This is a genomic window from Rhodococcus sp. MEB032 (assembly GCF_030208925.1).
Taxonomy (GTDB): domain Bacteria; phylum Actinomycetota; class Actinomycetes; order Mycobacteriales; family Mycobacteriaceae; genus Rhodococcus_F; species Rhodococcus_F qingshengii.
Window position 1 is genome coordinate 1 of sequence record NZ_JARVSY010000020.1, and the last position, 21,086, is coordinate 21,086.

Here is a 21,086-nt window from a genome sequence, read left to right on the forward strand (position 1 = left end):
GTATTTCGGGTCGCGCGGCGGGTCAGGGTGCGATGCAGATTTCGCCGACGTTCGTCATGACCGACGATCAGGTCGCGGAGATGGCAGCAGGAATCCTCGCAGCCCTCGGCTGAAGTCAGCTGCGGCGCCGAAAGAGTTTCTCGATTCGGCGCCGCACAGCGTTGGGCGCAGGTTCCAGTTCCAGAACCTCTTGTTCCGACTGCTTGGCGTACGCCTGGGTGTACCGCTCGTGTAGCACCGAGCGAATTTCGTCCGGAGAGTAGGCCCGACGCTGGCGTTCGCCGCGCGCAACGAGAACCCCGGTGGCGGCAACGCCCATTGCACCGGCGAGGCCGACCAGTTTCCAAACGTGCGAGGCGCGCAGAGGAGTACGGAGTTTCATCCCTCTACGCTAGAGGCATGGACCGACGATTGCTTTCGCAGGTGAGTCTCGACGAGGCCGCCGCGGCGACCCGCACGGGCGACATCTGGATCTTTCGCGGAGAGTCGACGGCCGATCGAGCCATCCAGACGCTGACCAACAGCCCCGTCAACCACGTCGGAATGTCGGTCGTGATCGACGACCTCCCACCGCTGATGTGGCATGCGGAACTCGGTCACTCGCTGCAGGACATGTGGACCGGACGCTTCCAGCGTGGTGTCCAACTGCACGATCTGCGATCGGCCGTTCAGGTTTGGGGCGCCAAGTACGGGCAGCGTGGATGGTTGCGCCAGCTCGACCACGAAGTCACCCGGGAGCAGGAAGACGCTCTGCTCGAGACGATCGCGCGGCTGGACGGTACGCCTTTCCCGTCGACGGCCAAGCTTGCTTCGCGCTGGTTCGGAGGCCGAATCCCGAAGCTGCGCAAGAAGTCCGACGTATCGGCAGTGGCCGTCGAGAGCGCCTACTGCGCCGAAGTGGTTGCCAAGACCTATGAAGCGATGGGTCTGCTCGTCGGCAATCGTCGTGTCAACTGGTTCGACCCGGGCAAGTTCTGGAGTGGAGATCAGTTGCCCCTCGCGCCGGGAGTTGCGCTCGGTGACGAGATCTCGGTATCACTGAGTGCACGTGACCTCGAGGCCGGACGCAATCCCGCCGGGTACTCACAAGGTTCGTGACGGCTCGGCGACGACGCGGCCGCCGACTTCGAGCCAACCTTCCGGAGAGAAGGTGGTGTGAAGCACCGATCCGCGTCCCTGGGTGATGAGCAATGATTTCCTCAATCGGTCCGTGATGCGCAGCGCTGCAGATCCGGTCGCCTCGTCCTCGGCGATTCCCATCACCGGTGCGAACATGCGTGCGCGGATGGCAGCTTCGAGCTTGTCCTGCCACGCCCACAGATACGAATGATCCGCCTCGTAGTCGGACGGATCTGCGTCGATGACGTCGTCCACCGTGTCCATCGGATAGATCGCGAATTCCGGTGCCCATTCGGCACGCGCGCGTACCCACGTCAAAGCGCCGGATTGGCGGACGTCGACACTGCCGGCAGGAACGTCGAGGGCGCTCACGCGACGGCCCTGTTCGCCCAGCCACCACGTGGCACCGACGGTCGGGTGTCCGGCGAAGGGGAGTTCTGCTGCCGGAGTGAAGATCTGGACCCGCGCACGCGAGGCGCCGTCATCCGGAACGTCGATGAAGATGGTCTCGCTGTAGTCGAGTTCCTTCGCGACGGCTTGTCGATCCGATTCTGCAACCGTGGACGCGTCGACGATTCCCAACGGATTCCCGTGCTTGCCGTTCTCGTCCGTGAAGACCCGGACCACACTCACCTCGATACCCATCGGTCCACCCTAGCGCGCGAAAAGCCCTCCCCACCTTCACGGTGGGGAGGGCTCGTCGAACTGCACTCAGGTCCGAGTGATCAGACCTGTGCGGCAGAGAGGATCTCGTTGGCTTCGACAGCCTGTGCGACGCCCGCGACGATGGAACCGGCGCGGATCGCTTCGAAGATGACCTCGCGGTCGACACCTTCCTGGCGGAGGGTGTTCTCGTGAGCTTCGAGGCAGTGGTTGCAGCCGTTGATCGCGGACACTGCAAGCGACCACAATTCGAAGTCGGCCTTGTCGACGCCCGGGTTGCCGATGATGTTCATCCGCAGGCCGGCACGAAGGTCGTCGTACTTACCGTCGAGGTAGCCCTTGGTGCGGTAGAAGACGTTGTTCATGCCCATGATCGACGCTGCGCCGAGAGCGGCGTTGTATGCCTCTGCCGACAGGTTGTCGGCAGCCTCGGAAGCAATCTCCTTGAGCGTGGACGCAGACTTGGTGGCTGCGGCCGTTGCGAGGAGCGTTCCCCACAACTGCTGCTCGTTCAGGACCGTCGTGCGCGCAATGGAACTCAGGTTGAGCTTGAGGTCCTTCGCGTACTCCGGAAGCGAGTTCTTGAGGTTCTCGACGCTCATACTCAGACGCTCGCAGTCAGGAGCTCGCCGGCGTTGATGGTCGGGTCGCCCTTCTTCCAGTTGCATGCGCACAGCTCGTCGCTCTGGAGAGCGTCGAGGACGCGGAGAACCTCGTCGACGTTACGGCCGACGGAACCGGCTGTGACGGAGACGAACTGGATCTCGTTGTTGGGGTCGACGATGAACGTCGCGCGGTCTGCAACGCCGTCGGCGTTGAGGACGCCGGTGGCCTCGGCAAGCTCGCGCTTGAGGTCCGAGAGCATCGGGAAGGGGAGGGTCTTGAGCTCTTCGTGCTGTGCACGCCACTGGAAGTGCACGAACTCGTTGTCGACGGAAGCGCCGAGAACCTGAGCGTCACGGTCTGCGAACTCTTCGTTGAGCTTGCCGAATGCAGCAATCTCGGTGGGGCACACGAAGGTGAAGTCCTTGGGCCAGAAGAAGACGATGCGCCACTTGCCTGCGTAGTCGTCACTGGTGACGGTGGTGAAGTAGTCATCGGGCTGCTGGGCATCGACCTTGGACAGGTCGCCGCCGATGACAGCCGTGAGGTTGTAAGCGGGGAACTGGTCGCCGATTGTGAGCAGAGCCATGTGTCTCATTCTCCTACGTGTCTCGTGAACAGGAATTTCTTGCGCACACGATCCGGCTGTTCGGACTGTGACGGCCGAACGTGCTGGATCGAGAGGGTTTGTCACCGTCAGCGGGTCGGACGGTTTCGACTGGAGTGTCGAGGTTGTGACCGGCGCTTTTTGGTATGAGTCCATTCTGCATCAAACCGTTCAAAAGGTAAAGGTGATGGGTGGCACTACACTGATAGGCATGTCTGATCAGACTTATCAACCTTCCTTGTCACAGCTGCGTGCCTTCGTGTCGGTCGCCGAGTATCGGCATTTCGGTACTGCCGCAGCGCGTTCCGGTGTGAGCCAACCCACACTGTCGCAGGCGCTGGCAGCTCTCGAGGCGGGACTAGGGGTCAAACTGATCGAACGCAGTACGCGACGCGTGCTCGTGACCGCGGACGGACAGCGCTTGCTCGGTCAGGCCAAGCAGATTCTCGAAGCTGCCGACGGTTTCGTCGCGAGCGCGGCCGGCTCCGGCGACTCTCTGACCGGACCGCTACGCATCGGGTTGATCCCGACCGTTGCGCCCTACATTCTTCCGGGGTTGTTGCCGGAGCTGCGCGAGAAGTTGCCGTCGTTGGCGCCGCAAATAGTCGAGGATCAAACGGCGCGCTTGCTTGATGCCCTGCGATCGGGAGCGCTCGACGTCGCGGTGTTGGCGCTTCCTGCCGGAACACCTGGCCTGGTGGAAGTTCCTGTGTACGAAGAGGATTTTGTGATGGTCGTGCCGAACGATCATTCCTTGGCCGGACGTGTCGATCTCACGGCGGACGTGCTCGACGCGCTGCCGTTGCTCTTGCTCGACGACGGCCACTGCCTGCGTGACCAGACGTTGGATCTGTGCCGTTCGGTAGACGCCCATCCGCTTGCCGGCGACACGCGGGCTACCTCTCTCGCGACAGTCGTGCAATGTGTGGCCGGGGGACTCGGGGTGACTTTGGTCCCGGAATCGGCTGTTGCAGTGGAGGTTCGACGCGGGGACTTGTCGACGGCGCGTTTCGCTTCGCCAGCTCCAGGTCGCACGATCGGCGTCGTGTTCCGCTCGTCGAGTGGCCGAGCAGAAGGATTCCGTCAGCTGGCCGAGCTGGTCCGTTCGGTCAGCCCGACGGTTCCTCGATGACGTGACTCGTTCGACGTCGACGTGAAAGCTAGTCGAGAGAGCCTTCTTTCGCGGCAATGACGGCTCCGGGATTGAGAATTCCCAGCGGGTCGAGCGCATCCTTGACCCTGCGATTGAGGGCCATGACGTCTTCACCCAACTGTGACGGCAGCCAGTCGCGCTTGAGTCGACCGACCCCGTGTTCGCCGGTGATCGTGCCGCCGAGCGCGATGGCGAGATCCATCACCCGTCCGAATGCGATCTGTGCGCGTTCGGACATGTCCGGGTCTGCGGGGTCGAAGACGATGAGCGGGTGGGTGTTTCCGTCTCCGGCGTGCGCCACCGTGCAGATCAGGACGTCGAGGTCGTCTGCGATGGCTTCGACCCCGGTTACCAGCTGGGGGAGTGCGCGCATGGGAACGCCCACGTCTTCGAGAAGCAGACTTCCCATCGCGAGCACGGCCGGGAACACCGCTCGCCGTGCCGCCGCAAAAGCGTCACCTTCGGCCTGGTCATCGGTGGCGAATACTTCGGTGGCTCCGTTGTTTTCGCACGCCTGAACAATCGTCTCGATTTCCAGCACGCCTGCCGCGCCGGGTGCGTCGGACTGCGCGAGCAGTAGTGCGTGAGCCTTGCGGTTGAGACCCATGCGTACCGAATCCTCGACAGCATTGATACTGGCGTGATCCATGAACTCGAGCATCGCCGGACGCATGTTGCTGGTGATCGCCAAGACCGCGTCGGCAGCTTCTTGTACCGAGTCGAACGACGCGACGACGGTTGATGCGGGCGGCTGCGCGGGAATCAAACGCAACGTGATTTCCGTGATGATGCCGAGAGTGCCCTCGCTGCCCACGAACAGTTTGGTGAGTGAGAGTCCGGCGACGTCCTTGAGAAGGGGACCTCCGAGGCTGACAGCTGTACCGTCCGCCAGCACGACCCGGAGTCCGAGAACGTAGTCGGTGGTAACTCCGTACTTGACGCAGCAGAGCCCGCCGGCGTTGGTGGCTGCATTGCCGCCGATGGAACAGATCTCGAAGGACGACGGGTCAGGTGGGTACCAGAGTCCGTGCTCTGCGGCGGCTTTCTTGACCTCCGCATTCATCAAGCCGGGCTGAGTAACCGCCACCCGGGCGACCGGGTCGATCGTGATCTGTCGCATTTGCTCGGTGCTGACCACGATGCAACCGTCGACGGCGCTGGATCCACCGGACAGGCCCGACCCGGCACCTCTGGGAACCACCGGTACGCGATTGGCGGTTGCCCATCGCATCACGGTTTGGATGTCTTCGGTGCACGTAGCGCGAACCACGGCAGCGGGGTGGCCGGCGGCCGGATCGGCAGCCCAGTCCTGGCGGTAGCCCGCGGTCACGTCCGGATCCAGCAGGACGGCTCCCTCGGGGAGTGCCGCTACCAATTCGTCGAGGGCTGAAGAACTCGCGGGAGTCATACTCTCATCATGCTCGACGGAGTTCGACGATGCGCCAATTCGCGAGACCACAGCCCGAGTCTGTCGCGCCTGATCAGTTCAGCATTGTCCGGCAGCGATCCTCCGAGTTGCCAGTTGAAGCCCTAGCGGCCCTTCTGCTTTCCGGAGAACCGGCCACCCGAACTCTTGGTCCCACCGGACTTGCCGCTGCCTGATTTGCCGCCCGCCTTGGCCTTACCGGAACCGGCGTTGCGTCCGGATATGTTCTTTGCGGTGCCGGCGCCCTTAGCTTTCTGCCCGTTCTTGGCAGCTTCTGCGCGACGCTCGCGGGCCGCGATCTTGGCCTTGACGGAGCCCTTGATCTTCTCCGCCGGCTCACCGTTTCGGCCGCGGGAACTCTGCGCCGTTCGGCCCCGCACGATGCCGATCAGTTCCTCGACCAGATCTGTGGTCTTGGACTCCATCCATGCCAAAGCCACAGGAGCCTCGGGCGCACCGTCCACCGGACGGAAGGTCAGGTCCTTGCGATGGTGGAACCGCGCCAGCGAATGGGGAACCACGACAACTCCGACGCCGGCGGCCACCAACTCGATGGCGTCGGCGATGGTCGCGGGTCGCTCGGCGGCGGTCTTTCCGGGACGGGTCGGCCAGTCGAGTCTGTCGTCGAGAGGATCGAGCACTATCTCGTCGGCCAGATCGTCGACGGAAATCTGATCGACAGTAGTGAATACGTGATCTTTCGGTACCACCACCACCGGGGTTTCCGCGTACAGCGAGATGGCGCTGATGCCGGTCCGGTCGATCGGCAGTCGAACCAACCCTGCATCTGCTTCACCGGCGCGAAGTGCAGCTTCGAGTTCGAGAACCGGGAACTGAACAAGTTCCAGACGCACCTCGGGGAGCCGCTCGTGCCACACCCGGACCCACTTGGTGGGCGTCACCCCCGGGGCGTACGCGAGTCGAAAAATTGCCTGACTATCCGCGTCTGTCACCAGGCAAGGCTACCGCCTTGGTAAAAGCACCCGTATCGGCTGGTTACTCTTGTTGCATGACGTCGAACAAAACTCCCCAGACGATGAAGCCGACGACGGCTGCCAAGAAGCTGGGTGTGTACTTGGAAGCAACACCTGCGCAGTTCCAGGAAGGCGACGTGACTCGTGACGAGCTGACCGCTCTGCAGACCGATCCGCCGGAGTGGCTGCTGGAGCTGCGACGCACCGGACCGCATCCTCGCCCGGTCATCGCAGCCAAGCTGGGCGTATCGATCGCCGGCCTGGCCCGCGGCGGCGTCGAAGAAGCACTCACCACGGATCAGATCGCCGCACTCCTCGAAGAGAAGCCCGAATGGCTCGAAAAGGAACGCGCTGTTCAGGCCGAGGTGCGGGCCGAGAACGTTCGCATCAAGGAAAAGCGCGCTGCTCGCCGCAACCAGCCGCGGAAGGCTCGAAGGGGCTGACGCCCCCTGTGCGCCTTTTTGGTAGCGCCGACTACCAGAAAGGCGCACAGGCGCTAGCCTTCCACGACGCTCAGCTCGTCGAACACGATTTCACCCGCGGCATCCGATTCCGGGATGTCGACGACGGCAAGCAGTGCCCATCCGTGATCGCCCTCCGGATCCTCGAGCACCTGCCGCACCCGCCAGAACTCACCCTCTTCGGTGACCTGGAAGAGCGCCGGCCCGCGCGCCGATGGCCCGGTTCCGATTGTTGCGTACTCCTCGAAGTACGGGAGTAGTTGCTCCTCCCACTCGGCGGCGTCGATACCGTCCTCGAGGTTTTCCAGCTCATTCCACTGCCGACGCGACGCGAGGTCGATGCGTCGGAACATCGCATTGCGCACCATGACGCGGAATGCGCGCGGGTTCGCCGAGATGGGACGGGGAATGTCGGCGCCGAACGCAACCTCTTCCGTGTCTGCCTCGGCTCCGGGGTCGGTGAGTGACTCCCATTCGTCGAGCAGGCTCGAGTCGACCTGACGGATCAGCTCACCCAACCACTCGATGATGTCTTCGAGTTCCTCGGTGCGCGCTTCCGTCGGGACGGTCTGTCGCAGCGCGCGGTAGGCGTCGGCGAGGTAGCGCAGGACGAGGCCCTCGGACCGGGTGAGTCCGTAATGGCTGATCAACTCGGCAAACGTCATGGCGCGTTCGATCATGTCGCGCACCACGGACTTGGGGGAGAGGGCGAACTCGGTGATCCACGGGTGGCCACCCCGGTACATTTCGAAAGCCGGGAACAGCAAGTCCGACAACGGTTTCGGCCACGTAACCTCTTCGAGGAGTTCCATGCGCTCCTCGTACTCGATGCCGTCGGCCTTCATCTGCGCAACCGCTTCGCCACGAGCGAAGTGCTGCTGCGCCATCAGAACCTGACGCGGATCGTCGAGCGTCGACTCGATGATCGAGACGACATCGAGTGCGTAACTGTCGGATTCGACGTCGAGAAGTTCGAATGCCGCCAAGGCGAACGGTGAGAGTGGCTGGTTCAAGGCGAAGTCGCGTTGCAGGTCCATCGTCAACCGAGCCATGCGGCCGTACTCGTCGGGTTCGTCGAGGCGTTCCACGATGCCGGCGCTGAGCAATCCGCGATACAGCGAGATCGCTTTGAGGATGTGCTTGCGCTGCGCCGGACGCGATTCGTGGTTGTCCTCCAACAGGTGCCGCATCGCGTCGAAGCAGTTACCCGGGCGGGCAATGACATTGAGCAGCATCGAGTTGCTGACCGAGAATCGCGACACCAACGGCTCGGGCGAGGCGGCGACCAAGCGATCGAACGTCGCTTCGCTCCAGGACACAAACCCCTCGGGAGCCTTCTTGCGTTGAATCTTCTTGATCTTCTTCGGATCGTCGCCGGCCTTGGCGACTGCCCGCAGATTCTCTACTTCGTGTTCCGGTGCCTGGACGACGACGGTGCCCATCGTGTCGTAGCCTGCACGACCCGCGCGGCCGGCGATCTGATGGAACTCGCGGGCTTTCAGATGCCGAGTGCGGACGCCGTCGTACTTGGCCAGACCCGTGAGCAGCACCGTGCGGATCGGGACGTTGATGCCGACGCCGAGGGTGTCGGTACCGCAGATCACCTTGAGAAGCCCGTCCTGTGCGAGAACTTCGATGAGCCGTCGGTACTTGGGCAGCATGCCCGCATGGTGAACGCCGATGCCGTGCCGGACCAGGCGGGAGAGTGTTTTTCCGAACCCGGTGGTGAAGCGGAAACCACCCAGCGCCTCGGCGATCGCTTCCTTCTCTTCTTTGGAACAGAAGTTGACGCTCGTCAATGCCTGGGCGCGTTCGAGCGCGGCGGCCTGCGTGAAATGCACGATGTAGACGGGGGACTGGTTGGTGGTCACCAGATCTTCGATGGTTTCGCCGACCGGCGTGGTCGCGTAGGAGAACATCAAAGGCACGGGGCGTTCTGTGCCGGAGACGACGGTGGTGGGTTTCCCGGTACGCCGCGTCAGATCTTCGGAGAAGAAGTCGACCTCACCGAGAGTTGCCGACATCAACAGGAACTGGGCGTGCGGCAACTCGATGAGCGGAACCTGCCACGCCCAACCTCGATCGGGTTCGGAGTAGAAGTGGAACTCGTCCATCACGACCTGGCCGATATCGGAGTTCGGGCCCTCGCGCAGTGCAAGATTCGCGACGATTTCGGCCGTCGCACAAATGATCGGCGCCGACGAGTTCACGGCGGCGTCGCCAGTCATCATGCCGACGTTCTCGGCACCGAAGACCTCACACAGTGCAAAGAACTTCTCGCTCACCAAGGCCTTGATCGGCGCTGTGTAGTACGTGCGCTTGCCGAGCGACATCGCATAGAAATGCGCGCCGATCGCCACCATCGATTTGCCTGACCCGGTCGGCGTCGCAAGGATCACGTTTGCACCCGAGACCAACTCCATGACGGCCTCTTCTTGGGCCGGGTAGAGCGTCAAACCTCGTTCGATGGTCCACGAAGAGAAGGCGTCGAAAACGGAATCAGGATCCGCGTTGTCGGGGAGAAGTTCCGTCAGCAGCACTCGTACAGGCTAGCCGCAACCGTGGATCAGGTTGCGCTTCGCTCGTCCGAGCCCATGGCGTCGAGCACCGCCATGCGGGTGGACGACGTTCCGGTGATGGTGTTCTCGCCGACCCCGGAGATCAGCATGTGGCGCCAGCGAGCCTCGTCGAAGACGAGTGGTGCGGTGCTGGAAAGAAAATCTTCGACGATCTGCAGGAAACGCATCGGATCGTCGCGGAACGGGAAGTGGCCCGAGCCGCGGAAGACTTCGAGGCGTGAGTTCGGCATCGCCGCGTGCGCGAGATGAGCGTGGGAGACGGGAATGACGGAGTCGTCGTCGCCCCAGATCAGTTGAACCGGCAGATTCTCGGTCAGATAACAGCGGTCGAGCATCGTGACGACCTGTCCGCGCCAGTCCACGACGGCCCGCAGCGTACGAAGGTAGGCCTCGTAGGCAGTGGGGTCGGGGAGATCAGCGAGCACGCGAATCAGGTCCGGTGTGTCATGCAACATGGTGCCGGGACGCAGATTTGAACCGTGAACTACGCCGGCAAGGTTCCCGGCCATCCGGACGAGCGGCATCGCACCAGGTATCCGGAGCAGCTTTACCACCTCGTTGACCACCGGAACGGACATGAGGCGCAGCAGCGGATGGACGTCCTTGGTGACGCCACCGGCCGAGACCAGCACGAGGCGATCCACCATGTGTGGGAATTGGTAGGAGAACTGCATCGCTACGCCGCCGCCGAGCGAGTGCCCGATGACGGTGACGTGCTCGATGCCGAGCGTCGACAGAAGATCCCGCATGCCGTTGGCGTACGCGGCTACCGAGTAATCCGCGCGTGGCTTGTCGGAACGGCCGTGACCCAACAGGTCAGGTGCGATGACCGTGTACTTCTTGGCGAGGTGGGGAATGATCTCGGTCCACGTCGACGAGTTGTCGCCGATTCCGTGCAGGAGCAGTACCGCCGGACCCTCGCCGGCTATCCGAAATGCGCGTCGGTAGCCGTGAATCGTCCGGAACATCATCCGCGGTTCCTCGTCGGGGACCGGTCGGAGCTGACGGTTCCGTGGTCTGCTCATGTCGCCTCCTGGCTCGGCGTGTGACCACGTTGACTGTCTGCTCCAGTTGTTGAGCCGTCAACGAAAATCACACAGAGTTTGAGGCTATCCGACGGATGTGTCCTGAACAACAGCCCAGGTAACGGAGGGGTTGCGGAATGCGCACAATGTCGAATTATGCGCCCCGCCCGTCACATTTTCGTCAGTTGTCGCCTCGATCGAGGTCTCCAGCTGAGCCGAAGTCGTCATTTCCTGCCTGTTCGGCCAGGAACTTTTCGAACTCTGCGCCGATCTCGTCACCGCTGGGAAGGTCGGCCTCGCCGGCCAGAAGGGACGACTGTTGTTCCTGAGCGGCGACAAAAGTGTCGTATTGACGCTCCAAAGCGTGGACTACAGTCTGAACTTCTTCGTTCCCGGCTATGTGCTCGTTAACCTGTTCCCGAACGCGCGCCGCGGCCTCACCCAGTGCAACCAAGGGCAACTCCAGATCCGAAACCTCGGAAACGTTTTCGAGCAAAGTTTCTGCGGCGCCCGGGTAGTCCGTTTGCGCGAGGTAGTGGGGGACATGCACCGAAAAGCCCATCGCCTCGTGCCCGTGCTGAGACATACGAAGCTCGAGCAGTGATGATGCGCTGCCGGGAACCTGCAGTTCACCTGACCAACGCTGATGGTCCTGGATCAGGTCCTTGTTGGTCGAATGTGCTGTCACACCCAGCGGTCGGGTGTGCGGGATTGCCATCGGAATGGCGTTGAGCCCGATGGTTCGACGCACTCCCAACTGTTCGGACAACAGTCGAACAGCTGTGGTGAACCGCTCCCACTTGAGGTCCGGTTCCATCCCGGCGAGCAGCAGGAACGGCGTGCCGGCCGTATCGCGCAGTGCGTACAGATTGAGCGCCGGAGCGTCGTAATCGGAGAAATGATCGGCCTTGAACGTCATCGTCGGTCGACGCGAGCGGTAGTCGATCAACTCGTCGACAGCAAACGACGCGACAAGCTCGGTCTCGAGGCTTTCGCGCAGATGCGTCGTCGCCAACTTCACGGCGTGACCGGCGTCGGAGTAACCCTCGAGTCCGTGAATCAGGATCGGTCCCTGGCCGTCGGCAGCCGCCAACTGGGGCGCCGGAAATTCCAGCTCGTACATCCTCGACTGTTCGTCCATCGCAGTCCCCTTCGCTCTTCGGTCTTGATCTCAAGTGTCCACTATCGGCGCACGCGCGACAGCATCGGAGTCAGGTGCCCGACAGCACTGGATCAGACGTTCATCGGTAAGAACACCGAGTCGGTGACCGATCATTCCCGATCCGACGAGACGGGCGTTCGCCGAGAGCGAAGCTGAGCGGTATCTTTCGACACTTGGCCTGGGCGTTCGTTAGATGTCGGGTGCGCGGCTTCGGACATGGCAGAGTGGAACACAAGGTCGGCACGGCCGATTTGTCCGAAATGGATTGGTCGATTGTCGGGATCGGTCGAGTGCGGAGGCTTACATGCGGGTGTGTCCACGATCGTCCAGGCGAGTGGCCGCATGCTCACTTGCTGCGGTGGCCGCCGTTGCATTACTCGCGGGCTGCTCCGGGTCTGTCCAAGGAGCACCCGTTCCGGACTCCGCGCCGGCGACTGCCGGTGCGACCGACAGCGGCACGGCGGCGCCGAGTACGACGGCTGCACCCAAATCCTCGACGCCGAAATCCACCTCTCCGAAAACGGCGGCACCGCTGTCCGAACTGCTGCTGACTCCCGAGGAATTCCCCGAGCCCTTCGGCGCTGTTGTGCTGCCCCCGCAAGCCGTTCCGATGGCAGCGCCGGATCTAGTCGGCGTCCCGCGCGGTGCTACCGTCGATCCGTCCGAATGTGAGCCACCGGAACAGGATTACGGTCCGAACGGGACCGTGATGGCGGTCGGGACCGACAACGCGACGAGGGCAACGATTTCGGTTGAACTCACGAAGGTCGATGCACCACTGGACGAGTTGGAAGCGCAAACTCGGCAGTGCCCGTCCATGACTGTCACTGCGAACGGCGTCACTACGACAGTGACGACGGAAATTCTTCCGCCGTCGCCGATCGATGCCGACAAGACGATGTCACTTCGCCGCACTGTCGTGTCCCCCAAGGCCACAGCCGGTGATCAGACGATGCTGACCTTGATCGCGCAGGTCGGCGACGTACGGGTGGCGACAACACTGATGACGTTCGGTTCTGCGACGCCCTCGACGGCACCGCTGGATCAAGCGTTCACCGCAGCCGTACAGAAGGTCAAAGCAGGCAAGTGATTTCGCAGCACACAGGTCCGACAAGTAGCGGAACTGCTCGGTGCGGCGCGGTACTTGGTCCCCAACAAATGCGGTAATCCACAGACGACTTGGACGCAGCTGTTTTCCCTGGTCGAGCAGACGGCCGGGTCAGGGTGATCAGCGACGGTGTGTGCATGACGACATCACCTCTTCCGGGAGAATTCGAATTCTCCGACGACGACCTTGCCGCCCTTCTCGGATGCGTCGAACGCGTCTCCGATCCAGGCGAATTGATCGCGGCAATACCCGCACTCCTGGGCTTCCATCCGTCCAACTCTGTGGTTGCGCTGTCTCTGATGGGCGCCTCCGCCTCGACGCTCGGACCAGTGATGCGGCACGACTACTTTCCCAGTGTCAGGGGGAAGCCCGCGAGGCAGATGAGCGCGGCGCTGCGCCAGTTCGCCGCCGTCTGTGACGGGGAAGGCGCGCGTGCGGTCGTTCTCGTGGTGATCACCGATTGCTCGGCAGCTGAAACTCTGATCGATGAAACCATCGAGCTGGCCGAGGTATTCGAAGACATGCTCGGCGGAACCTGCGTCGAGCTGGCCGACGTATTGTGCACGGCCGCAATAGAATCTGGCCAGCCGTGGACGAGCGTCATGCGTTCGATTCACCGCGGCACCCTGCCAGACCCGGCATCTTCGTCGGTTGCAGCAGCACAGGTGTTGGGCGGGAGGGTCATTCGCCGTTCGCGTGAGGAACTGGTCCGGTGGGTACACGGCGCCGCTCGCAATCACGACACGATTGCCCGACTGATCGCGAGCCGACGAGAGTCGAGCGCGCACAGTGGGGGACCGAGCGGTGAAACCGCAGTTCAGTGCCGGATCGATCTGGTGTTGGAACACGTCCGCCGTGTCGAGGCAGGCGCTCACCGCCCTGACCCGCAGGAATGCGCCGATCTGGTGGTCGCATTGACGGACGTACGCGTGCGCGACGTGGTGCTGGGATTGGCGATCACGTCCGTTGCGGCACATGCTGAGCAATTGTGGCTCGTGCTCACCCATGAAGTACCGTCGCCCGAACGAGCTTGGCCGGCAACACTTCTCGGCTTCTTTGCTTACGTGCGTGGCGACGGCCCTCTGGCAGGTGTTGCGCTGTCGGCCGCACTGTCGGCCGATTCGGAACACACCTTGGCGGGATTGCTGGATCTATCGCTGCAATCCGGTGTGCGCCCCGACGGAATCCGTGACCTCGCGGCCGTCGGATTGTCCATCGGGGAATCGCTCGGAATCACCGGCTTGCCGCCGGCACTGCCGAGTGGAAGCTAGCGAGCAGCGTGTGAGCGGTCGCCCAGATCCTGGAGGAACTGCCATGCGTCGGCGACGATGACGTCGAGATCGGTACGCGTGGGCGTCCAACCGAGCTCGGCAATCGCCTTGTCGCTCGATGCGATCAGTACCGCCGGATCACCTAGCCGTCGTGACGCGTCCTCGACGTTGATCGGCAGGCCGGTGACCCGCGCACAGGCGGCGATCACCTCGCGCACGCTGAAGCCGGCACCGCTTCCGAGGTTGTAGATGCGGTGCTCGCCGGGAACCGAGGATTCGAGCGCCAGTAGATGTGCTTCGGCGAGGTCCAGCACGTGGATGTAGTCGCGTACCGCGGTTCCGTCCGGCGTGGGCCAGTCGGTTCCGAAGACCGAGATCTTGTCCCGCTGTTCGAGCGCGACCTGCAGGACGAGTGGAATCAGGTGGGTTTCGATCACCCGGTTCTCGCCGGCGGACTTGTACGCACCTGCGACGTTGAAGTAGCGCAAGCTCGTCGCACCGAGGCCGTGGGCGATCGAGTACGAGGTGATCGCATGATCGATCGCGAGCTTGGTCGCGCCGTACGGATTGGTGGGGCGGGTCGGAGCGGTCTCCACGATGGGGGACTGCTCCGGTTCGCCGTACGTAGCTGCGGTGGACGAGAACACGAGGCGCGGAGTACCGGAGACACGGATCGCCTCGAGCAACTCGATGGTCGTGACGACGTTTCCGCGCCAGTACTTTTCGGGGTGCAGCACCGATTCGCCGACCAGCGACTGCGCCGCGAAGTGAAGCACACCGTCGAAAACCGGTGAACCCGCACTGCCGAGGACGTCGGCAGCAAGCGCTCCCACGTCTCCTTCGATGAACTCGGCACCGGCAGGCACCGCGTCGGCATTTCCGGTGGAGAGGTCGTCGATGACGACAACCTCGTGTCCACGCTCGAGCAACACAGTGCTGCACACACTGCCGACGTAACCGGCGCCGCCGGTGACCAGGAGTTTCATCTACTTCCTCAGACCTGCTTGACCTGAACGGCGTGAGCCATTTCCTCGGACAGGTCGAACCCGCTGTGACCCGGCACGATGATCGTCACCGAGCCCGGACGGGTTTCGACCGTCACCCTGGCGTCGGGAACGACGCCGGCGTCACGCAGCTGCGCGATCACCTCGGGATCGGACTGCACGTGCTCGGCCAGTCGCCGAACGACCACAGCTGTCTGTGCGCCGTGCGGAATATCGGTCAGGCGCACCAATGTTTCGGTGGTGGCAACCGGGCCGTCGAGTCCCAACTGGTCCAAGCCCGGAATCGGGTTGCCGTAGGGCGACGTCGTGGGGTTGTTCAGAACGACGACGAGCCGACGCTCGACCTCCTCGCTCATCACGTGCTCCCAACGGCATGCCTCGGCATGTACGTCTTCCCATTTGAGACCGATGACGTCCACCAGCAGGCGCTCTGCCAACCGGTGCTTACGCATGACAGAGATCGCGAGATCGCGACCCTTGTCGGTGAGTTCCAGATGTCGATCGCCGGCGACCATCAGCAAGCCGTCACGCTCCATGCGCGCAACAGTCTGGCTGACGGTGGGTCCGCTCTGTTCGAGCCGTTCGGCGATCCGCGCCCGGAGTGGGACTACGCCCTCTTCTTCCAAGTCGTAGATCGTCCGGAGATACATCTCCGTGGTGTCGACTAGATCCTTCACACTCAACCCCTTCGTCAGTTGATCATTCTACCGTTCAGTTCGTGGTTCCGGTGCCGCCTCCACCGCGGCGAGTCCAGCGCGTGTCCGAATTGGATTCGTGTCACTCGATCTCGGTCTCCGAAGCGGGCCACGAGTGTGGTGTGCAGCACGAAACGAGAAGGAAGTAGCGTGATCCCATGACCGCGTCGATCAGATCTGACGGGGACCCCGCGGCGTCTCGAGCGAATCGAGTCGTGGTGTGGAGTCCGGAGTACCTGAGCTATCGGTGGAGCGCCGATCACCCGATGAATCCCACTCGCCTCGATCTCACGATGGCACTCTCGCGAAGCCTCGGACTTCTCGAGGGCGTCGAATTTCTCGAACCGAGTGCCGCGTCCGATGCCGACCTCCTCAGAATCCACACACCGGCATATCTTGCAGCGGTCAAAGACGCGGGTAACTCTGCGAACAACGGTGTGAGCGGCCAGGATGTTCCCCACGGGCTCGGTACCGAGGACAACCCGGTCTTCCCGCACATGCACGAAGCCAGTGCGATCCTCGCCGGCGGCTCGCTGGCCGCAGCGCAGGAAATCGCTTCGGGACGTACGAGGCGCGCGGTCAGCATCGGCGGCGGCATGCACCACGCGATGGCGGATTGGGCCTCTGGATTCTGCGTCTACAACGATGCGGCGGTTGCGATTTCGTGGCTGCTCGACAACGGCTACGACCGCATCGCCTACATCGACGTCGACGCTCACCACGGCGACGGAGTGCAACATGCGTTCCTCGGGGACCCGCGGGTGCTCACGGTCTCGCTGCATCAGCACCCGGCAACCTTGTGGCCGAACACCGGATGGTCGAGCGAAGTCGGCGACGGGGCCGCCGAAGGTACGGCGGTGAACATCCCGGTGCTGCCCGGAACCGTCGACGCGTTGTGGCTGCGTGCATTTCACGCCGTCGTCCCGGGAGCCATTGCAGCCTTCCGCCCGCAGATCATCATCAGCCAGTGCGGAGTCGACTCGCACCGCGAGGACCCGCTCGCGGATCTCGCCCTCACCGTCGACGGTCAGCGCGCCGCGTTTTTGGCGATGCGTGACCTCGCCGACCGCTACTCCGAGGGGCGGTGGCTGGCAGTCGGAGGCGGGGGATACGGACTGGTGCGCGTCGTGCCGAGGGCATGGACTCACTTGATCGCTGCAGCGCTCGATCGCGAGATCGACGTCGACATCGCTGTCCCCGAAGACTGGAAGGAATCGACGAAGCTGCGAGCGCCGAGCGTCGACCTCCCGCCGACCATGGGGGACGGCGGTGATGTCGCCTACACGCCGTGGGACGGCCCGGGTGGTACACCGGAGACAGGTGTCGCCTCGGTGGACCGTGCACTCACCCGCATCGACTCGGCGATCATCGCGACACGTCGCGCTTCGTTCCCGCTACTCGGACTCGACCCGGAGGATCCCCGTGACTGAACAGTCCGATACCGAAGCTGCAGGCGGCGAGGCGAGCGGCCAGGCGCCGAAGACCGACCCCGCTCACACCTATCCCCATTCCTGGGTAGTCGATGTTCTCGCCTCCGACGGCGGAGCGGTGGCGTTGCGACCCATCGTTCCCGAAGACGCGGACAAGCTCGTCGAATTCCACGGCAAACTCTCCGAGCGCACCCGGTATCTGCGCTACTTCGGCCCGTACCCCACGATGTCGGCGCGCGACGTCAAGAACTTCACGACGGTCGACCACCACAACCGTGTGGCGTTCGTGATGATGCTCGGCGACGAGATCATCGCGGTGGGTCGATACGAGCGACTGCTCGACGTCGGTGACGGAAAGTCTGCCGAGGTCGCCTTCGTCGTCGCCGACGCACACCAGGGGCGCGGCCTCGGCCCGATCCTGCTCGAGTACCTGGCAGCGGCAGCGGCCGAGAACGGTCTGACGATGTTCGTCGCCGAGGTCCTCTCCGAGAACCGCAACATGGTGACGGTGTTCCGTGAGGCGGGGTATCAGGTGAGCCGCTCTTTCGACGGTGGCGTGCTGAGACTCGAATTCGCGATCGACCCGACGGAAGCGCTTGTTTCAGTACGCAATTCGCGTGAGCGGGCAGCTGAGGCCCGCAGCATGGGAAACGTGCTCAGCCCGCGATCGGTGGCGGTGATCGGCGCATCAGCGGACCCGGCCAAAGTGGGTAACGCGGTGTTGACCAACCTGCTGCGCGGCGGATTCACCGGACCGGTCTATCCCGTCAACGCGGAGCATCGTTCGGTACACGGCGTTCGGGCATATCCGACGGTTCGTGACATCCCCGACGACGTCGATCTCGCCGTCGTGGCTGTACCTGCAGAATCGATCAATTCGGTACTCGACGACTGCCTCGACAAGGGCGTCAAAGCGCTGGTGGTCGTCTCGTCGGGCTTCAGTGAGAGTGGTCCGGACGGGCGCTCGTCCGAACGCAAACTGGTCCATGCAGCGCGCGCTCACGGTATGCGCCTCATCGGCCCGAATGCGCTGGGTGTCGCGAACAACGACCCGGCGATTTCGTTGAATGCGACGCTCGCGCCGGTCTTGCCGGTGGCAGGCAACGTCGGCTTCTTCTGTCAGTCCGGCGCGCTCGGTATCGCCATTCTCGACGAAGCCGCTCGCAGCCGAATCGGATTGTCCGCCTTCGTTTCCGCCGGTAACCGTGCGGACGTCTCGGGTAACGACCTTCTGCAGTACTGGGATTCCGACCAGTCCACCGAAGTGGTCCTTCTCTATCTGGAGAGCTTCGGCAACCCACGGAAGTTCTCTCGCATCGCGCGTCGAGTTGCGCGGAAGAAGCCGATCGTCGCGGTGAAGAGCGGTCGGCACGCGGTTCCGCCGGTGCTCGCCGCCACCGGAGTCGAGATCGACGATTCGATCGTCCGCGCCCTCTTCGAACAGGCGGGCGTCATTCAGGTCGGGTCCATTTCACAATTGTTCGACTGCGCCTTGCTCTTCGGATACCAACCGTTGCCCGCCGGCCCACGGCTTGCGGTCATCGGCAACTCGACCGCGCTCGGTGTCCTTGCTGCGGACGCGGCCCGCAGTGAAGGTCTGCAGGTCAGCGACCCGGTCGACCTCGGCGCCCAGGCGAGTCCGGAACTGTTCGCCACTGCCGTGCGCGACGCTTTGGCGTCGTTCGACGTCGATGCCGTCATCGCCGTCTTCGTTCCTCCGGTAGCCATTCCGGTCGAGCCGTTCGCGAAAGCACTCAAGGACGCCGTCGCAGGCTCGGACAAGCCGATTCTCACCACGTTCCTCGCAGCTGAGGGTGTGCCGGACGTCCTGGCAGTTCGTGACGAAGTCGGTAACCCGACCCGCGGTTCGGTGCCGTCCTACCCGGGGCCGGAGCGTGCTGCCCTGGCGTTGGCGAGGGCTTGGCGATACGCGGAGTGGCGCAGCAAGCCTGCGTCGAAGGTGGTTCGCCCCGTGGGTATCGACTCCGAGCGAGCCCAGAAGATGGTGGCTGATTGGCTTGAAAACTCTCCTGGCCGTTGGCTTTCAGATGTGGAAGCGGCGGCGCTGCTCGAGTGTTACGGGGTCGCCGTCGTCGAATTCCGTTCGGTCCTGAGCGAAGACGAAGCAGTAGAGGCAGCGGATGCTGTCGGCTACCCGGTCGCGGTCAAGGCAACCGGCGAAATGTGGCGACACCGACCGGATCTGGGCGGCGTCAGGCTGGATCTGAGTGGACCGGAATCGGTGCGCCTCGCTTACCGAGATCTTGCGGCCGCGTCGGGTGAACCGCTGCTGCACGTGCAGAAAATGGCAACCAAGGGCATCGGATGTGTGGTTGGTGTCCAAGACGACCCGTCGTTCGGTTCGCTGATCTCGTTCGGGCTTGCCGGTGTGATCTCCGATCTCCTCGGTGACCGTGCCTATCGCGTACTGCCTCTCACCGAGGACGCTGCTACGGAATTGATCGACGCGCCCAAGGCCGCGCCGCTTCTCTCCGGATACCGCAACGCCGTTCCGGTCAACAAGGGTGCGTTGGTTGATCTGGTCCAGCGCATCTCGGCGCTGGCCGACGACATTCCCGAAGTCCGCGAACTGGCCTGTGAGCCGGTACTCGCTTCGGCTACCGGCGCGGAGATCACCGATTCACGTGTCCGAATCGGACCTGAGCCGAGCGCAATCGACCTGGGGCCCAGGCGGCTGCGGTAGACACAGCGAACAACACCGGCCACCGCACATTCCCGAGGGGGAGGGAAGTAGCGGTGGCCGGTGCTTTGTGCGGTGCGTCAGCGCGCGTGGTGTGGCGCGCTGACGCACGTGCTGTGTTGTTTGATCAGCTCGCGTAGGACCGCAGTTTCTCGGCGCGATCGCCGACGCGGAGCTTGCCCATGACCTCACGCTCGATCTGACGAACCCGCTCACGCGAGAGGCCGAAGAGCTTGCCGATCTGATCGAGGGTGCGGGGCTGGCCGTCGTCGAGACCGTAGCGAAGTCGGATGACCTGCTGCTCCCGCTCGTCGAGCGTCCCGAGCACGCTGCGCACATCGCTGTGCAGCAGACCGGCGATGACGGCGTTCTCGGCCGAGGTCGCCTCGGAATCTTCGATGAAATCGCCCAAGGGCGCTTCTTCGTCGTTGCCCACAGGCATGTCCAGGCTTACCGGGTCGCGGCTGTGGTCGAGCAGGTCGGCAATCTTGTGCGCCGGGATGCCCGACTCTTCGGCCAACTCGTCGTCCGTGGCTTCTCGCCCGAGCTGCTGGTGCAGTTCGCGCTTGATGCGGGCGAGCTTGTTGACCTGCTCCACGAGGTGGACTGGGAGCCGGATGGTGCGGCTCTGATCAGCCATTCCGCGGGTGATTGCCTGACGGATCCACCAGGTGGCGTACGTCGAGAACTTGAAGCCCTTGGCGTAGTCGAACTTCTCCATTGCACGGATGAGTCCGAGGTTGCCTTCTTGAATCAGATCGAGGAGCGGCATGCCGCGGCCGGTGTAGCGCTTGGCCAGCGACACGACGAGTCGCAGGTTCGCTTCCAGGAGGTGGCTACGTGCCGACTGTCCCTCGCGAACGATCGTTGCGAGATCCCTCTTCTTGGCGACTGTCAGGCGCTTTCCCGTGGCAAGGACGTGGCTGGCGTACAGCCCCGCTTCGATTCGCTTCGCCAGTTCGACCTCGTCTGCTGCTGTCAGCAGTGCGGTACGACCGATCCCGTTCAGGTAGACGCGGACCAGGTCTGCGGCCGGGCTCTGGGCGTCCAGATCTGCGGCGCTCGGACGAATGCGAGTAGTGGTGCTGGGGCTTGTCATGACTTG

19 protein-coding genes are annotated in these 21,086 nt (G+C 63.4%); 7 read left to right on the forward strand and 12 right to left on the reverse strand.

Translation table 11 applies throughout. The features are described from left to right. Positions 1-115: 115 nt before the first annotated feature. Positions 116-382: a hypothetical protein gene (locus tag QRN54_RS20640; protein ID WP_003942156.1), complete on the reverse strand. Its 267-nt coding sequence runs from the start codon at positions 380-382 to the stop codon at positions 116-118. Between the two features lie 17 nt (positions 383-399). Between QRN54_RS20640 and QRN54_RS20645 the strand changes: the two genes are divergently transcribed. Then, a complete protein-coding gene (locus tag QRN54_RS20645; protein ID WP_003942163.1) occupies positions 400-1,098 on the forward strand; it encodes a hypothetical protein in 699 nt (232 codons plus the stop codon). Here the strand turns inward: QRN54_RS20645 and QRN54_RS20650 are convergent. The 3 genes from QRN54_RS20650 to QRN54_RS20660 all read right to left on the reverse strand — a co-directional run bounded on the left by QRN54_RS20650 (position 1,084) and on the right by QRN54_RS20660 (position 2,974). Continuing rightward, on the reverse strand, positions 1,084-1,764 hold the full coding sequence (locus tag QRN54_RS20650) for a PhzF family phenazine biosynthesis protein (RefSeq protein WP_003942237.1): 681 nt from the start codon (positions 1,762-1,764) through the stop codon (positions 1,084-1,086). The two genes, QRN54_RS20645 and QRN54_RS20650, sit on opposite strands and share 15 nt — an antisense overlap. An 80-nt stretch (positions 1,765-1,844) precedes the next feature. Next, positions 1,845-2,384 carry an alkylhydroperoxidase, AhpD family gene (gene ahpD / locus QRN54_RS20655; RefSeq protein ID WP_003942122.1) on the reverse strand — a complete coding sequence of 180 codons (540 nt, stop codon included), beginning with the start codon at positions 2,382-2,384 and terminating at the stop codon, positions 1,845-1,847. A 2-nt stretch (positions 2,385-2,386) separates the two neighbouring features. Continuing rightward, positions 2,387-2,974, reverse strand: a complete 588-nt coding sequence (locus QRN54_RS20660) for a peroxiredoxin (RefSeq protein WP_003942119.1) — start codon at positions 2,972-2,974, stop codon at positions 2,387-2,389. A gap of 229 nt (positions 2,975-3,203) precedes the next feature. Here QRN54_RS20660 and QRN54_RS20665 point away from each other — a divergent pair, with 229 nt between their 5' ends. Beyond that, the gene (locus QRN54_RS20665; protein ID WP_042920013.1) at positions 3,204-4,124 is read left to right on the forward strand and encodes a hydrogen peroxide-inducible genes activator; all 921 of its coding nucleotides are present in this window, start codon (positions 3,204-3,206) and stop codon (positions 4,122-4,124) included. A gap of 28 nt (positions 4,125-4,152) precedes the next feature. Here QRN54_RS20665 and QRN54_RS20670 read toward each other — a convergent pair whose 3' ends face one another. Both QRN54_RS20670 and QRN54_RS20675 read right to left on the reverse strand, forming a co-directional pair. Beyond that, positions 4,153-5,553: an FAD-binding oxidoreductase gene (locus QRN54_RS20670; RefSeq protein WP_285182967.1), complete on the reverse strand. Its 1,401-nt coding sequence runs from the start codon at positions 5,551-5,553 to the stop codon at positions 4,153-4,155. 122 nt (positions 5,554-5,675) lie between these two features. Further along, the gene (locus tag QRN54_RS20675) at positions 5,676-6,524 is read right to left on the reverse strand and encodes a LysR substrate-binding domain-containing protein (protein ID WP_003942255.1); all 849 of its coding nucleotides are present in this window, start codon (positions 6,522-6,524) and stop codon (positions 5,676-5,678) included. A 56-nt stretch (positions 6,525-6,580) separates the two neighbouring features. Between QRN54_RS20675 and QRN54_RS20680 the strand changes: the two genes are divergently transcribed. After that, positions 6,581-6,988: a DUF5997 family protein gene (locus tag QRN54_RS20680; protein WP_007732807.1), complete on the forward strand. Its 408-nt coding sequence runs from the start codon at positions 6,581-6,583 to the stop codon at positions 6,986-6,988. A gap of 53 nt (positions 6,989-7,041) precedes the next feature. Here QRN54_RS20680 and QRN54_RS20685 read toward each other — a convergent pair whose 3' ends face one another. From QRN54_RS20685 to QRN54_RS20695, 3 genes are all read right to left on the reverse strand, one after another. Then, positions 7,042-9,546: a DEAD/DEAH box helicase gene (locus QRN54_RS20685; RefSeq protein ID WP_003942173.1), complete on the reverse strand. Its 2,505-nt coding sequence runs from the start codon at positions 9,544-9,546 to the stop codon at positions 7,042-7,044. A 26-nt stretch (positions 9,547-9,572) separates the two neighbouring features. Then, on the reverse strand, positions 9,573-10,610 hold the full coding sequence (locus tag QRN54_RS20690; protein WP_007732813.1) for an alpha/beta fold hydrolase: 1,038 nt from the start codon (positions 10,608-10,610) through the stop codon (positions 9,573-9,575). 181 nt (positions 10,611-10,791) lie between these two features. Next, positions 10,792-11,751 carry a proteasome assembly chaperone family protein gene (locus QRN54_RS20695; RefSeq protein WP_003942198.1) on the reverse strand — a complete coding sequence of 320 codons (960 nt, stop codon included), beginning with the start codon at positions 11,749-11,751 and terminating at the stop codon, positions 10,792-10,794. Between the two features lie 355 nt (positions 11,752-12,106). On the opposite strand from QRN54_RS20695, the gene QRN54_RS20700 reads away from it, so the two are divergent. Both QRN54_RS20700 and QRN54_RS20705 read left to right on the forward strand, forming a co-directional pair. Further along, positions 12,107-12,862 (forward strand): sensor domain-containing protein, encoded by a 756-nt coding sequence (locus tag QRN54_RS20700; protein WP_042919947.1) that lies wholly within the window; start codon positions 12,107-12,109, stop codon positions 12,860-12,862. 155 nt (positions 12,863-13,017) lie between these two features. Continuing rightward, entirely contained in the window at positions 13,018-14,151 is a 1,134-nt protein-coding gene (locus QRN54_RS20705) for a DUF4192 domain-containing protein (protein WP_285182968.1), read from the forward strand. Here the strand turns inward: QRN54_RS20705 and galE are convergent. Together galE and QRN54_RS20715 are read right to left on the reverse strand one after the other, a co-directional pair. Then, entirely contained in the window at positions 14,148-15,137 is a 990-nt protein-coding gene (gene galE / locus QRN54_RS20710) for a UDP-glucose 4-epimerase GalE (RefSeq protein ID WP_003942257.1), read from the reverse strand. The genes QRN54_RS20705 and galE overlap by 4 nt on opposite strands. 8 nt (positions 15,138-15,145) lie before the next feature. Then, entirely contained in the window at positions 15,146-15,832 is a 687-nt protein-coding gene (locus QRN54_RS20715) for an iron-dependent transcriptional repressor DtxR (protein ID WP_003942150.1), read from the reverse strand. A gap of 176 nt (positions 15,833-16,008) precedes the next feature. Between QRN54_RS20715 and QRN54_RS20720 the strand changes: the two genes are divergently transcribed. Then, positions 16,009-17,280, forward strand: coding sequence for an acetoin utilization protein AcuC (locus QRN54_RS20720; protein WP_285182969.1), 1,272 nt, complete (start codon positions 16,009-16,011; stop codon positions 17,278-17,280). Continuing rightward, entirely contained in the window at positions 17,273-19,984 is a 2,712-nt protein-coding gene (locus tag QRN54_RS20725; protein WP_030536893.1) for a bifunctional acetate--CoA ligase family protein/GNAT family N-acetyltransferase, read from the forward strand. Before QRN54_RS20720 ends, QRN54_RS20725 begins: the two co-directional genes overlap by 8 nt. A 124-nt stretch (positions 19,985-20,108) precedes the next feature. Here QRN54_RS20725 and QRN54_RS20730 read toward each other — a convergent pair whose 3' ends face one another. Beyond that, positions 20,109-21,080 (reverse strand): sigma-70 family RNA polymerase sigma factor, encoded by a 972-nt coding sequence (locus tag QRN54_RS20730; protein ID WP_003942639.1) that lies wholly within the window; start codon positions 21,078-21,080, stop codon positions 20,109-20,111. Positions 21,081-21,086 lie beyond the last annotated feature (6 nt).